The 13166-nt window shown below is 67.3% G+C and carries 12 protein-coding genes; 6 read left to right on the top strand and 6 right to left on the bottom strand.

What is annotated here, in order from left to right:
- Positions 1-28 precede the first annotated feature (28 nt).
- Positions 29-1060 (bottom strand): PEPxxWA-CTERM sorting domain-containing protein, encoded by a 1032-nt coding sequence (locus ACFSCW_RS12325; protein ID WP_380889609.1) that lies wholly within the window; start codon positions 1058-1060, stop codon positions 29-31.
- A 270-nt stretch (positions 1061-1330) separates the two neighbouring features.
- Here ACFSCW_RS12325 and ACFSCW_RS12320 point away from each other — a divergent pair, with 270 nt between their 5' ends.
- Positions 1331-1594: a hypothetical protein gene (locus ACFSCW_RS12320; RefSeq protein ID WP_380889607.1), complete on the top strand. Its 264-nt coding sequence runs from the start codon at positions 1331-1333 to the stop codon at positions 1592-1594.
- The gene (locus tag ACFSCW_RS12315; RefSeq protein WP_380889605.1) at positions 1591-1821 is read left to right on the top strand and encodes a hypothetical protein; all 231 of its coding nucleotides are present in this window, start codon (positions 1591-1593) and stop codon (positions 1819-1821) included. The genes ACFSCW_RS12320 and ACFSCW_RS12315 overlap by 4 nt, the downstream gene beginning before the upstream one ends.
- Here ACFSCW_RS12315 and ACFSCW_RS12310 read toward each other — a convergent pair.
- Positions 1808-2743, bottom strand: coding sequence for a carbon-nitrogen hydrolase family protein (locus ACFSCW_RS12310; protein WP_380889603.1), 936 nt, complete (start codon positions 2741-2743; stop codon positions 1808-1810). The genes ACFSCW_RS12315 and ACFSCW_RS12310 overlap by 14 nt on opposite strands.
- A 144-nt stretch (positions 2744-2887) precedes the next feature.
- On the bottom strand, positions 2888-4375 hold the full coding sequence (locus ACFSCW_RS12305; RefSeq protein ID WP_380890118.1) for a helicase HerA domain-containing protein: 1488 nt from the start codon (positions 4373-4375) through the stop codon (positions 2888-2890).
- 200 nt (positions 4376-4575) lie between these two features.
- Between ACFSCW_RS12305 and ACFSCW_RS12300 the strand changes: the two genes are divergently transcribed.
- The 3 genes from ACFSCW_RS12300 (at position 4576) to mltG (ending at position 9436) form a co-directional block, all read left to right on the top strand.
- A complete protein-coding gene (locus ACFSCW_RS12300) occupies positions 4576-5901 on the top strand; it encodes an NF038122 family metalloprotease (protein ID WP_380889600.1) in 1326 nt (441 codons plus the stop codon).
- Positions 5902-6023: 122 nt separating this feature from the next.
- Complete coding sequence (locus ACFSCW_RS12295; protein ID WP_380889597.1) at positions 6024-8444, top strand: zinc-dependent metalloprotease; 2421 nt, start codon at positions 6024-6026, stop codon at positions 8442-8444.
- A gap of 32 nt (positions 8445-8476) precedes the next feature.
- Positions 8477-9436 (top strand): endolytic transglycosylase MltG, encoded by a 960-nt coding sequence (mltG, locus tag ACFSCW_RS12290; RefSeq protein ID WP_380889594.1) that lies wholly within the window; start codon positions 8477-8479, stop codon positions 9434-9436.
- A gap of 1 nt (position 9437) precedes the next feature.
- On the opposite strand, the gene ACFSCW_RS12285 is transcribed toward mltG, so the two are convergent.
- From ACFSCW_RS12285 to ACFSCW_RS12275, 3 genes are read right to left on the bottom strand one after another with little or no spacing between them, the layout of a single operon-like run.
- On the bottom strand, positions 9438-9875 hold the full coding sequence (locus ACFSCW_RS12285; protein ID WP_380889591.1) for a hypothetical protein: 438 nt from the start codon (positions 9873-9875) through the stop codon (positions 9438-9440).
- Between the two features lie 60 nt (positions 9876-9935).
- The gene (gene galK / locus ACFSCW_RS12280; RefSeq protein WP_380889589.1) at positions 9936-11084 is read right to left on the bottom strand and encodes a galactokinase; all 1149 of its coding nucleotides are present in this window, start codon (positions 11082-11084) and stop codon (positions 9936-9938) included.
- Positions 11077-12120: a UDP-glucose--hexose-1-phosphate uridylyltransferase gene (locus ACFSCW_RS12275; RefSeq protein WP_380889586.1), complete on the bottom strand. Its 1044-nt coding sequence runs from the start codon at positions 12118-12120 to the stop codon at positions 11077-11079. The genes galK and ACFSCW_RS12275 overlap by 8 nt, the downstream gene beginning before the upstream one ends.
- A 206-nt stretch (positions 12121-12326) precedes the next feature.
- Here ACFSCW_RS12275 and ACFSCW_RS12270 point away from each other — a divergent pair, with 206 nt between their 5' ends.
- The gene (locus ACFSCW_RS12270; protein WP_380889585.1) at positions 12327-13055 is read left to right on the top strand and encodes a PEPxxWA-CTERM sorting domain-containing protein; all 729 of its coding nucleotides are present in this window, start codon (positions 12327-12329) and stop codon (positions 13053-13055) included.
- Positions 13056-13166: the final 111 nt, after the last annotated feature.

Genomic DNA, 13166 nt, shown 5'->3' with positions numbered 1-13166 from the left:
CGGCCGGCTCTCGCCTATGTGCACACGTTCAGGCGATCGCCAGCCGACGGCGCCGGCGCGTGGTTGCGCCCAGAAGGCCGAAACCGCCGATCATCATTGCCCAGGTCGCCGGTTCGGGAACGGCGTTGGTGTTGGGCACGAAGAACGGACCGCCATAGGTGATCGGCTTGAACGGGTCCGGATCGGGCGGGAGGTCGGTGCCAACCGGCACGACCCGATACGTGATCGTCGTCGGATCGAAGGTGCCGCCGATGATCGGCCGCCCCGTGGGGTCGTTGAGGGCGAGAGCGGCAAGATCCCCGCCGCCCGCGATGTTCGTCACGCCGCCATCGTTGCGCGGGTCGCCGAACACGACTTGCGCACCGGCGCATTGATAGACGCTGTCGCAGAAGTCCGTGACCTGGCTCTGGTAAGTGGCTTCGTAGATCAGGGTCGTCGAGGAAAAGGCCCCGATCGTGCTGAGCGGGAGGGCGAGCGTGGTCGCTCCCCAGTCGAGCGTCTCCCACCGGCCGTCGGAGTCCGATTGCGAGTTCAAGCCGTTATAGTGGAGGCCGCCGGAATCCAGGAAAATCCCCTCGGAACTGACGTTGCCGCTCGCATTGTAGAGCTGCCGCGTTACTTCACCGGTGATCTGCCGCACGTTGAACGTGAACGATGCGCTGATGTTGGAACTGCCGAAGATGGCTGCCATGTGCCCCGGCGTGATCAGCGAATCGAAGCGCAGATCGACGGGCGCGTCGGTCGGGTTCGAAATCGTGAAGGCGATCGTGGTCTTGCTCGCCGTCCCGCAATAACCGACGCAATAATTGTCGTGCAGAAAGAAGAAGCTCTTGGTGTCGGCGACGGCCGTATAGTTGACGCCGATCGCGCCGGTGGGGTCGTCGAGCTTGTATACCGTTGCGGTGGAGCCGCCGGGCGCCAGCGTTGGGCCCGACGTGTCGCCGATCCGGGTTCCGTATAGATTGGTGACAGATACCCCGGTGATGTCTTGCGCGCTGGCCGGCGTGGCGAGGCAAGCAAGCAGTGCGAACGGCGCCGACGTTCCGAGAACACGAAGCAATTGCCGGCTCGACAAAGACACAACAGACATGGTCGATCCCCCCTGGACGATTCGCTTATGGTAAACGACTGATGCCGCACCCGATAGTATAGAATCGACCCTGCAGTTTCTCGGGATGGGACAGTTGGCCGCTATTACTGTCAATGCTGTAAGCTGCGTGAAAGCTACGGGGCCGAAACGAATAACTTGAGTTATTGATTACGTGAGTGTGGTTGCGGGGCAGCTGCAGATGCTCTTGACGGGCAGGTCGCAATCGGGTGCGGCAGTCGCATGGACCTCGACGCACTGCTCAACCATTATTTCCAGACCGACGACCCGGAGACGCTATCAGCCGAGGCGCTGGAGCGAGGGCGCGAAGCGCTGGCAATCGACTTTGGGAAAGAACAGGGGCCGGGGCGGAAGTTCGGGCTGTGGGCGCTGATGGACGCGCTGGGCTTCGCGCCGTTTCCCGCCGACGCGTTTCCGAAGCATCCGGAGCTGAAGCGGGCGGCGGAGGATTATCTGACCGCGTCGGAACGGCTGCGGCGTTCATGACCGCATCCGATCTGCGCGACCTGTTCCTGACCCATCTGACCAAGCGCTTCGGCGGCAACCGGCGGCGGTGGCGGATCGTGATCGGCGACGTGAAACTCTATAGCCGCGACACGCATCCGCACTGCAACTGGGCGGTCAACCCGTCCGGCAGTGCCGGCGAGAATGGCGCGGTCGAGCAAGTCGCAGACGAGCTGCGCGCCCGCCACGCGATCGTCACGCGCGGTTGAAGGCCTCGAAGGCGACGCCAGGGCGGGGCGACTCGTCGACCGACAGGCGGAAGATGTCGGGACGCGAATAATGGCCGATGGGATCGAAATCGTAGCGGGCGCGGATCAGTTCGCCGGTATTGATCTCGGCGGTGACGAGACCGGTTTCGTGCTCCAATGGGCCGGCGAGGACGTCTCCCAACGGCCCGACGATCATGCTGCCGCCGCGGATCAACGGGCGGTCGTCGGCCCAGCCGTCGACCGTCCGGCCGAGCGCGGCGGGGGAAGGCTGGACCTGGCAGGCGCTCACCACGAAGCAGCGGCCCTCATGGGCGATGTGGCGCATCGTCGAGCCCCAGATGGCGCGGTCGTCCACCGTAGGGGCGCACCAGAGCTCGACGCCCTTCGCGTACATGGCGGTGCGGAACAGCGGCATGTGGTTTTCCCAGCAGATCGCCGCGCCCAGCTTGCCGGCACGGCTTGGCAGGACGGGCATGGTGGAGCCGTCGCCCTGGCCCCAGATCAGCCGCTCGGTGCCGGTCGGCATCAGCTTGCGGTGTTTGGCGACAAGGCCCTGCTCGGGATCGATGAACAGCGCGGTGCAATAGAGCGTGGCCCCGGCGCGCTCGATCACGCCGAGCACCAGGGTCGCGCCGCTGCGGCGGCTGAGGCCGGTAAGCGCTTGGACCTCCGGGCCGTCGAGATCGACGGCGTTGGCGTGATAGGCGGCAAAGGCGTCGCGCCCCTCGGGCATGCGATAGCCGAGGCGCGTCCCGAAATCCGATCCCTTCGGGTAACCGCCCAGCAGGGCTTCGGGCATCACGACGACGGCGGCTTGCGAAGCCTCGATCGCGGTTTCGTGGGCGAGGATTGCATCGAGAGTGGCGGCTTTGCCGTCGGGATGCGCGCCGATCTGCAGGGCGGCGATGGTGACTTTGTTCACGGTTGCTCTCCCAAAAACCGGTTTGGCCTGAGCTTGTCGAAGGCTTCCCTTTCCCCTTTTCGCTGGCCTCAGGAAAGAACAAGGGAGGGCTTCGACAAGCTCAGCCCAAACCGAGAGAGAGGCCAAGCGGTGTGGGACAGGACCCTAAGCGGCCCGCCCCGCTTCCGTCACCGCGGTCGTCCAGCCGAGATGCGGCAGCGCGATCGACCGGCCGCCGGCGAGGTCGGTGCGGATCACGATCACGCCGCGCTCCTCCATATGGCCGAGCATGCGCTTGACGCGGCCGAGCGAGGCGGTGCCGTAGATGCGGGCGAGTTCGGCGTCGTCGGGACCGGGCGCGGCTTCGCGGGCGGCGTGGGCGATGCGGAGGAACGGCGCCAGCATTTCCTCAGGGAGCGCGGCGCCGAGCGACAGCGCTTCCGCCCAGGTCTCGGACTCGTCGAGGCCGGCCAGCGCCATCGCGAACAGGCGGCGGAAATCGGCGAGGCCGGGCACCGGCGCGATCCCGGCCATGCGGCAGCCGACGGTGAATTCCTGATAGAGCGCGGGTGCGGGCTGGCCGTCGAAGCCGCGCGCGAGGCCGGACAGGATGCTCTGCATCCGCGTCGCTCGTTCGCTGTCGTCGAGCGACGGCAGCTCGGGAACGGACGGCGGCGCCTCGACGGTCTTCAACAAACCGTCCATGTCGAGCGAAGTCGAGACACGCACTTCCTCCCCTTCCATTCCCAAAGCCAGTGCGTCCCTCGACTTCGCTCGGGATGGGCGGATGGGGGCAGGGGCAGGTTCGAGATTCGCGAGAAGATCGGGCTGGGCGCCTTCCGCACCCGGCAGCGGCAGCAGCACGGGCATCGCGTTGTTGGCCCCGGTCTTGACCGAGCCGACCCGCACCAGCACCGGGCGGCGGGCGATTGCGGGCCCGAGCCCTAGGAATTGGCCGCGCTCAAGGTCGCGGATCGCTTCGGCCTGGCGCCGTTCCATGCCGAGCAGGTCGGCTGCGCGCAGCATGTCGATGTCGAGGAAGGTGCGGCCCATCAGGAAGTTGGACGCTTCGGCCGCGACGTTCTTGGCGAGCTTGGCGAGGCGCTGCGTCGCGATCACGCCGGCAAGGCCGCGCTTGCGGCCGCGGCACATCAGGTTGGTCATGGCGCTGAGCGACGCCTTGCGCGCATCGTCCGCGACTTCGCCCGCGGCGGCAGGTGCGAAGAGCTGGGCCTCGTCGACCACCACCAGCGCCGGAAACCAGTGCTCGCGCGGCACCTCGAACAGCGTGTTCAGGAAGGCGGCGGCGCAGCGCATCTGGTCGTCGATCTCGAGCCCTTCGAGGCTGAGCACCGCCGAGGCGCGGTGCTCGCGGATGCGCGCGGCGATCGTCGCGACCTCGCCCAATGAATAGGAGGCGGCGTCGATCACCCTGTGCCCGAACGCGTCGGACAAAGTGACGAAATCGCCTTCGGGATCGATCACCACTTGCTGGACGGTGCCGGCGCTGCCTTCCAGCAGCCGGCGCAGCAGGTGCGATTTGCCTGAGCCCGAATTGCCCTGGACGAGCAGACGAGTCGCGAGCAGTTCGGCGAGGTCGAGCCCTACGCTCTCCCCGCGCTCATTCACCCCCAGATCGACCCCGAAACTCATGCGCAGCATGTCGGCCACGCGCCCGATTCTGAGCAAGAGCGGGCCGCGAAAAAGCTGGGGACTGTTTGCCCATTGTGGCTTGCCAGTACCAGTTCCGGACAAAAACTTTCCTTTTTATTAAGCATCTTGACCGTCAGCCGGACTCCTGCGCACACAGGCCCGCCGTCGGGGTGACGGCATATAGTAGGGGTAATCACAACATGCGTTTTGTTCGTACTGCGCTCCTCACCGGAGCGGCAGCGGTCGCGTGCGCGTCTGCTACGCCGGCATCGGCGTTGAATATCGTCCTCAATCCTGATTCGAGCTTCGCCAGCCAGCCGAACGGTGCGGCGGCGCTGTATGCCTTCCAGAAGGCCGCGAATTTCTGGAACACGTTCCTGACCAACGACGCCACGCTGCGCTTCAACGTCAGCTATGCGCCGCTGGCTTCCGGCGTGATCGGCTCGACCGGCAGCAACCGCGTCGATACCACGGCTGCCCAAGTCTATGCCGGCCTCGCGGCGAACGCCGCGACCAGCCTCGACCAGATCGCAGTCGCGAACCTCGTGCCGCTGACTGCGAAGGGCGGCGTCAGCTACCGCATGCCCGACAGCGTGACGGGCGTCGCCGGCACCGGCAACGGCCTTGGTCTCGAGACCGCGACCCGCGGCAGCGTGTTCGACAATGACGACACCTACAACAATCTGGTGATGTACACGAACACGGCCGAGAACAAGGTTCTGGGCCTGAACTTCAACGCCGCGGACACGGCGTTCGGCAACAACGTCGATGCGCGCATCACGTTCAGCTCGAACTTCGCGTTCGACTTCGACCCGACCGACGGCATCGCCAACGGCACCCAGGACTTCGTCGCGGTCGCGATCCACGAAATGGGCCACGCGCTCGGCTTCGTCAGCGGCACCGATTTCTACGACGTTTATGGCAATCCCAGCGGCGCGAACAAAGCGATCGGCAACACCATCAACTGGGACGGCGAAAGCGTCCTGTCGGTGTGGGACCTGTTCCGCTATTCGACGAACCCGCCGAGCAATGCGGGCTTCGATCCGGCGACCGGCAAGCGCTACCTGCAGCTCGATCCGAACCGCGGCGCCGCTTTCTCGTTCGACGGCGTGCACTTTTTCAATGCCAACAATTCGGGCGAGGCCGAGTTCGGCAACTTGTCGACGGGCCGCTATAACGGCGATCTGCAGCAGGCTTCGCACTGGAAGGACGCGACCGGCTTCTTCGATGAGAATGGCTGCTTCAACTCGTCGCGCCAGATCGGCATCATGGACCCGACCAGCGGCACTTGCCAGATGGGCATCGTAACGGCGAACGACCTCGCCGCCTTCGATGCGATGGGCTACAACCTGAACTTCGACGTGCTGCAGAACCAGGGCTGGACGCTGGACACGGCGCACATCTTCCAGCTCACCGGCCTCGCTGCGGTTCCGGAACCGGCGACCTGGGCGATGATGCTCCTCGGCTTCGGCGTCGTAGGCGCGGCCACCCGCCGCGCCCGCGCGAGCAAGGTCGTGTACGCCTAAACGGCGCCACACGCGAAAAAATGGGCCCGCGCTGTTCACGCAGCGCGGGCCTTTTTCTTTGGGCCGATTGCGCGTTGATCCTGCACGCTTCATGGTCCGCGGCCTGACCTGAAGGGGGCCCGATGACCGTCCGTATTGCCGCGCTGTTCCTTATTTCCACGACGTTCGCCACACCTGCACTGGCGCTCGATCCGCCGGCCAAGGTGCTGGAGGGGACGACGGCGCAAACCGGGCTGATCCCGCTGCATGTGGATCGGAAGGGCGGGCGAATTCTGGCAAGCCTGCCGGCGCCCGATGCGGAGGGCGTGTCCGGGCGGTTCATCTACACGGCGTCGCTGGAGACCGGGCTCGGCTCGGCGCCGCTGGGACTGGATTATGCGCTGAACTCCGGGTCGCGGCTGCTGGTATTCCGGCGGGTCGGCAAGAAAGTCGTCGCCGAGATCGAGAATCCGCGGTTCCGGGCAGAAGGCGCGGGGCCGCAGGAGCAGGCCGGCGTGCGGCGGTCGTTCGCGACCTCGACGATCTGGATGGGCGATGTCGCTGCGGAGAATGCGGACGGCAGCTTTCTTGTCGACCTGTCCGGCTTTGTCGCGCGGGACGATCTCGGCATCGCGCGCGCGCTGAAGGAGCAGGACAGCACGGACTATCGGCTGGTGCCGGAGCTGAGCGTCGCCGATCCGAATGCGGCGCGGGTGTTTCCGAAGAATGTCGAGCTGGCGGCGCGGCTGACCTTCACGACGACGAAGCCGGGGCCGGAAGTGGACAATATCGCGCCGGCGACCGGCAACGTGACGTTCACCGTGCGCCACTCGCTGATCGCCCTGCCCGAGCCGGGCTATGTGCCGCGCCGCTTCGATCCGCGCGCGGGGAGCTTCGGAACGCAAGTTATCGACTTCAACGCGCCGCTTGGTAGTCAGGTCGTGTACGAGCTGGCGAACCGGTTTCGGCTGGAAAAGACCGATCCGAACGCCGCGCGATCGCCGGTCAAGAAGCCCATCGTCTTCTATATCGATCCCGCAGCACCCGAGCCGATCCGCACCGCGCTCAGGGAAGGCGTCGCCTGGTGGCGCGACGCGTTCGACGCGGCGGGGCTGGTCGATGCCTTCCGCGCGGAGATCCTGCCCGCCGGCGCGGATCCGCTCGATATTCGCTACAATGTCGTCACTTGGGTGAACCGGGCGACGCGGGGCTGGTCCTATGGCCAGCCGATCACCGATCCGCGCACCGGCGAGATCATCAAGGGTCAGGTGCTGCTCGGCTCACTGCGCGTGCGGCAGGACATGATGATCTATCAGGCGCTGGTCGGCGCAGGGCTGACCGGGACCGGCGATCCGAACGATCCGATTACGGCTGCGCTCGCGCGTATCCGCCAACTCGGTGCGCACGAAGTGGGGCATGCGCTCGGCTTCGCGCACAATTTCGCGGCGAGCATCGGCGGGCGGCAATCGGTGATGGACTATCCGGCGCCGCGCGTGCGGCTGGTCGACGGCAAGCCGGACCTGACCGACGCCTATGGCGTGGGCATCGGCACGTGGGACAAATTCGCGGTCGCCTGGCTCTACGGCGCGCGCACCGATGCCGATGCGCAGCCGGTGATGGCGGCGGGGCTGGCGGAGGGCCTGCGCTACGTGCCGGATCAGGATGCCCGAGCGTCCGACACGGCGCATCCGCTGGGGAGCCTTTGGGACGACGGCTCCGATCCGGTCGCGGAGCTCAGGCGCGTGATGGAAGTGCGGCGCGCGGCCATTGCGCGGTTCGGGCCGGCGGCGCTGAAGGTGGGCGACCCGCAATCGCAGCTCCGCCGAGCGTTCGTGCCGGTGTGGCTGCTGCACCGCTATCAGGTCGAAGCGGCGTCGAAGCTGCTGGGCGGCGTCGATTTCCATTACGCAGTGACCGGCGACGGGACGGGTGAGGCCAAACCAGTCGCGCCGGATCGGCAGCGGGCGGCGCTGGACGTGTTGCTCGACACGCTGTCGCCCGAAGCGCTGGCGGTGCCGGCGCAGTTGCTGCCCAACCTGTCCGTCGGCTGGTCGGGAGATGACGACCGGCAGACCGACATAGAAGTGATGCGCACCGCCGGCGGCCCCGTGTTCGATCCGCTCGCCGCGACCGAGACGGCGGCGGCGGTGACCTTGACCGACCTGCTCGCCCCGACCCGGCTCAACCGGCTCGAAATCCAGAGCCAGGCCGATCCAGCGAGCCCGTCGGCCCACGAGGTGATCGACCGGCTGATCGATCGCAGCTTCGCCTTCCCCCGCGATCCAGGCGCGGCGGGCGTGCAGCGGCGGATTGCGACGACCACGGTGCTGGCGCTCGCGCGGACGCAGCGCGACGGCGCGCTGTCGCCGACGATCGCGCTGGCGCTGTCGGAGCGGCTGAACCGGCTCGGGCAGAGCCTCGCCAAAGCCGGCGGCAGCGGGGTGCAAGCGGACTGGAGCCGTGGGCTCGGCCGGCTGCTGCTCGACCGCGAGGCACTGACCGCCGCGCTCGCCGACCAGCGTCGCCTGCCCAAGGTGCCGCCGGGCATGCCGATCGGCGATTGACGCGCGCGCCGATTGCGGGCTGTTAGCGGGCCATGCGCCGCTTGATCCTGCTCGCCCTTGCCGTCCTGCTGATCGCGGGAGGCGTGGCCTTCTATGCCTGGAACGGCGCGGGGCCAGCGCCCAAGGCGACGTCGATTGTCGTTCCCGAAGGCGGGACCCTGACCACGGCCGCGCGGGAGCTGGAGAAGGCTGGCGCCGTCGGATCGGCGCGACGATTCCTGGCGCTCGCTAAGGTGTTCGGCGGCGAGGGCGTGATCCGCGCAGGCGAGTATGAAGTGCCGGCGCACGCCAGCGCGCGGACGATCCTCGACCTGCTGCAATCGGGCAAGACGATGCAGCGTTTCGTCACCGTCCCCGAAGGCACGCCGTCGATCATCGTCTATGAAAAGCTCGCCGCCAATCCGCTGTTGACCGGTCCGGTCGATGTGCCGGCCGAGGGATCGGTGCTGCCCGACAGCTACAGCTATTCGCGGGGCGAGCCGCGCGCGGCGGTGCTGAAGCGGATGACGGCGGCGATGGACAAGGAACTCGCCGCCCTCTGGGCCGCGCGGAAGCCCACCACTGTCGCGACGTCGCCGGCGGAAGCCATCACGCTCGCGTCGATCGTCGAGAAGGAAACGGGCGTGCCCGCCGAGCGGCGGACGGTCGCCGGCGTCTATTCGAACCGCCTGCGCGCGGGCATGCCACTGCAGGCCGACCCGACCGTCATCTATCCTGTGACCAGGGGCAAGCCGCTCGGCCGACGCATTCTGCAGTCGGAGCTCCACGCGAACAACGGCTACAACACCTATGCCAAGCCGGGCCTGCCGGTCGGACCGATCGCCAATCCGGGCAAGGCGTCGATCGCCGCGGTGCTCGACCCGGCGGCGACGAAAGCGCTCTATTTCGTCGCGGACGGCAAGGGCGGGCATGTGTTTGCCGACACCCTTGCCGAGCACAATGCGAACGTCGCCAAATGGTACGCCATCCGTCGCGCGCGCGGCGAGATGTAGCCTAGCGTAGCAATCCCCGCCGCGCCGCGAAGCCGCTGAACCAGACCAGCAGCGCACCGATGACGATCACGCAGACCGGCATCACATAGGCCGAGAGGCCCATCACGTCGGCGGCGCGGGCGATCAGCAGCCACCAGGTCCATTGGACCAGCACTGCGGCCAGCGAGGCCATGAACAGGGTCCGCGCCCAGCTCCGGCGCAGCAGCAGGCCGATGGCGCCCAACAGGCCGCCCCAGGTCGCAATCGCGAAGGCGGCCGTCGCCCATATGGGAACATGCGCCATCAGATCCTGCTGAGCCTGAGGCAGCGCGGCGATCTGGCTCGCGCTCATCGTCACCTGCGACATATAGGCGTAGCAGCCCATCGCTTCCCAAAGCACCGCCAGCACAGCCACCACCCAGAACCACGCGGGCACGCGCTCTTCATGCACAGTCGCCATGATTGTCCTCCCCGTTCCCCCTTGGGCGGAGGATGCGCCGTTATCGTGGCCTTGGCAATCTCAGAGCGCGCCGGCCCCAGCGGCGGGGCGGCAGACATGGATCAGCGGCGGCTTGCCGTTGGGCGGGTGATAGTCGCGGCGGACGGCGGCGGCCACCGCGTCGACACGTTCGGTGGGGAGCAGCGCAATCACGCAGCCGCCAAAGCCGCCGCCGGTCATCCGCGCGCCGCCCTTCTCGCCGATCTCGCGCTGCAGGATGCCGACCAGCTCGTCGATGGCAGGCACGGTGATCTCGAAATCATCGCGCATAGAATCGTGGGAATCGGCCATGAGTTGGCCCAGCCGCGCCATGTCGTTGTCCGCCAAGGCATGGGCGGCGGCGAGTGTGCGTTCGTTCTCCGTCACGACGTGACGGGCGCGGCGGCGGGCGAGGTCGTCGAGGTCCTCGGCGCTTTCGACCTGCGCCGGCTCGGCGTCGCGCAGGGCGGCGACCTTGAAGTGGCCGGCGGCCTGCTCGCACTGCTGCCGGCGTTCGTTATAGGCACTGTCGACGAGCCCGCGCTCGACGCCGGAATGGACGATCAGCACTGCCGCGTCCGCTGGCACCGGCACCGGCTTGCAGTCGAGCGAGCGGCAATCGATCAGCAGCGCCTTGTCCGGTTCGGCGCGAGCGGAGACGAGCTGGTCCATGATTCCGCACGCGCAGCCGGCGAACTCGTTCTCCGCGCGCTGGGCCAGCTGGGCGAGGCGCGTCATGTCGACATCGGCGCCGGCGAGCTTCGCCACCGCCAGCCCGACCGCCACTTCGAGCGAAGCGGAGGAGGACAGGCCGGCGCCTTGCGGGACGTCGCCGGCGATGGCGAGCTGCATGCCCTGCGGCGCGATCTCGTCCTCGACCAACATCGCGATGATGCCTCTGACGTAATTGCGCCAGTCGCCGGGCGGCGCGTCCTCGATCCGCTCGGCAAAGGTGAAGCGGTCGTCCTCGCCGAAATCGGCCGCGCGAACCCGGATTTCGGATCCGCCCAGCCGCGCCGCGACGACGGTGCCGCGATCGATGGCCAGCGGCAGCACGAAGCCGTCGTTGTAATCGGTATGCTCGCCGATCAGATTCACCCGGCCGGGCGCCTGCACGATCAGATCGGGCTCGCCGCCGAACGCCTGGGCAAAGGCCTGTTTCGTCCGTTCGATCGTCGCCTGCTCAGCCATTCGTCTCGTCCAGATAATGAGTGGCGCTCACCTCGCGCAAACGCGCGGCGGCCTGTTCGGGGGTCAGGTCGCGCTGCGCCTCGGCAAGCATCTCGAAGCCGACCATGAATTTGCGGACCGTCGCCGAGCGGAGCAGCGGCGGGTAGAAATGGGCGTGGAGCTGCCAGCCCGCGGTGTCGCGGCCGTCGTAAGGCGCGCCGTGCCAGCCCATCGAGTAGGGGAAGGAGCAACGGAAGAGATTGTCGTAGCGGGTGGCGAGCTCCTTCAGCACGCGCGCGAGATCGTCGCGGTCGGGAGGGGCGAGGTCTTCCATCCGCGCGACCGGGAAACGGGGGAGCAGCAGGGTCTCGAACGGCCAGCTCGCCCAGAAAGGGACGATTGCGATCCAGCGATCGGTCTTAATGACGGTGCGGGCGCCGTCCGCCGCCTCGCGTTCGGCGACGTCGAGCAGCAGCGCGCGGCCATGTTGGGCATGCCAGGCGCGCTGGCGTTCGTCCTCCCGCGCCGGCTCGTCAGGCAGCCAGCTCGTCGCCCAGACCTGGCCATGCGGATGCGGGTTGGAACAGCCCATCATCGCGCCCTTGTTCTCGAAGAGCTGGACGTGGGTGTGGGTACGGCCCAGTTCCGCGGCCTGCGCCGCCCAGGCATCGACCACCTCCCTGATCTGGGCGGCCGAAAGCAGCGGAAGGCTGGCGCCGTGATCGGGCGAGAAGCAGATGACCCGCGCCGTGCCGCGCGCCGGCTCCGCCGCGAACAGCGGGTCAAGTGCTTCGGGCTCCGGCGTGTCCGGCAACAGCGCGGCGAAGTCGTTCGGGAAGATATGGACGCCCCGGTAATCGGCATTGCGCTCGCCGGTGACGCGGGCGTTGCCCGGGCAGAGATAGCAGGCCGGATCGTGCGCGGGGCCGCGCGCCTCGCAAGCCTCGTCGGTCTGGCCCTGCCATGGCCGCTTCATCCGGTGCGGCGACACGAGCACTTCGCTGCCGTTGAGCGGATTGCGCCTGCGGTGCGGATGGTCGGCGGGATCGAACGCCACGGCTGCCCTTCTTGCCAGGAGCGCGTTCCCTAAGGCGCTCGTCAGCCGAACGCCAGCCTTGCCCAAGTGTTTCGGATCGGGACCGCAAAAAGCGGGGAACGCGACGGAACCGGAACAAATATCGGTCGTTTCGAGGCGCATAAATACCAAGTCGGCTGCGAGCCGGCTGGACATGGGTCGCGCCACACCACCGAAAGGGGGTCCCTATGTCTCGATCAAAGACTGTGGCGGTTGCTTTGGCTTGCATCGCGGCATCGCCGGCGTCGGCGGCCTTGCTCTATTCCAACAATTTCGACGGAGCGGTGTCGGTCGCGCCCGGAGTCGGCGTCGCCGGTCCCACCACGTCCACACTTGAGGCCGCGGCCGTCGGCGCCTGGAATGCGAATGGCTGGGTCGGGCAATATGCTGACAACCGCACGCAGGGGAATCCGGCGACGGCGACGGTGCTGACCCTCACCAATATTCCCGCCCACACGCAGGTGTCGGTCGCTTTCCTGCTGGGGCTGCTGGAGAGCTGGGACAGTCTTCAGGGGAACGATTTCTTCCGCGTGCAGGCGGACGGCGTCGATCTCGTCTCCGGTATCACCACCAACAATGCCTCGGGCTCGACGGAATTCTATGCCGGCGGCACGAGGCTGTTCAAGGGGGTCCAGTTGAACGGCAATACGTTCTTCTCGGACACTCTGGTCGATATGAGCACGGCGGCGGGCCTGACCTTCGCGCACAGCGCGCCGACGCTGACCTTGTCGTTCCAGACCTATGGCGTGGGATGGCAAGGCGGCAGCGACGAAGGCTGGGGCATGGACAACCTCGTCATCAACTTCACGCCTTCGGGCGTTGCCGGCGTTCCCGAGCCGGCGAGCTGGGCGATGATGATCGGCGGCTTCGGCCTGGCCGGGATGGCCATGCGCCGGCGGCGGGTCGCGTTCGCCTGAACAGCAAAGAGCCCCGTCGCGGTTAAGCGGCGGGGCTCCAACTGAGATCTCCGGGCTCATCGCTGATCCCGAAGAACTCATCCTCCCGGTTTTTCAGGCCGGTTGGAAATG

The sequence above is a fragment of the Sphingomonas tabacisoli genome (assembly GCF_042678385.1).
GTDB lineage: Bacteria > Pseudomonadota > Alphaproteobacteria > Sphingomonadales > Sphingomonadaceae > Sphingomonas_B > Sphingomonas_B tabacisoli.
The sequence above is the reverse complement of the archived record's forward strand: the minus strand, read 5'-3'. Positions and strand labels throughout refer to the sequence as shown.

Excerpts from the sequence above, each read along its gene's own strand:
- ACFSCW_RS12320 (WP_380889607.1), top strand. The coding sequence starts at position 1,331 with ATGGACCTCGACGCACTGCTCAACCATTATTTCCAGACCGACGACCCG.
- ACFSCW_RS12315 (WP_380889605.1), top strand. The coding sequence starts at position 1,591 with ATGACCGCATCCGATCTGCGCGACCTGTTCCTGACCCATCTGACCAAG.
- ACFSCW_RS12305 (WP_380890118.1), bottom strand. The coding sequence starts at position 4,375 with ATGAGTTTCGGGGTCGATCTGGGGGTGAATGAGCGCGGGGAGAGCGTA.
- ACFSCW_RS12300 (WP_380889600.1), top strand. The coding sequence starts at position 4,576 with ATGCGTTTTGTTCGTACTGCGCTCCTCACCGGAGCGGCAGCGGTCGCG.
- ACFSCW_RS12295 (WP_380889597.1), top strand. The coding sequence starts at position 6,024 with ATGACCGTCCGTATTGCCGCGCTGTTCCTTATTTCCACGACGTTCGCC.
- mltG (WP_380889594.1), top strand. The coding sequence starts at position 8,477 with ATGCGCCGCTTGATCCTGCTCGCCCTTGCCGTCCTGCTGATCGCGGGA.
- ACFSCW_RS12285 (WP_380889591.1), bottom strand. The coding sequence starts at position 9,875 with ATGGCGACTGTGCATGAAGAGCGCGTGCCCGCGTGGTTCTGGGTGGTG.
- galK (WP_380889589.1), bottom strand. The coding sequence starts at position 11,084 with ATGGCTGAGCAGGCGACGATCGAACGGACGAAACAGGCCTTTGCCCAG.
- ACFSCW_RS12270 (WP_380889585.1), top strand. The coding sequence starts at position 12,327 with ATGTCTCGATCAAAGACTGTGGCGGTTGCTTTGGCTTGCATCGCGGCA.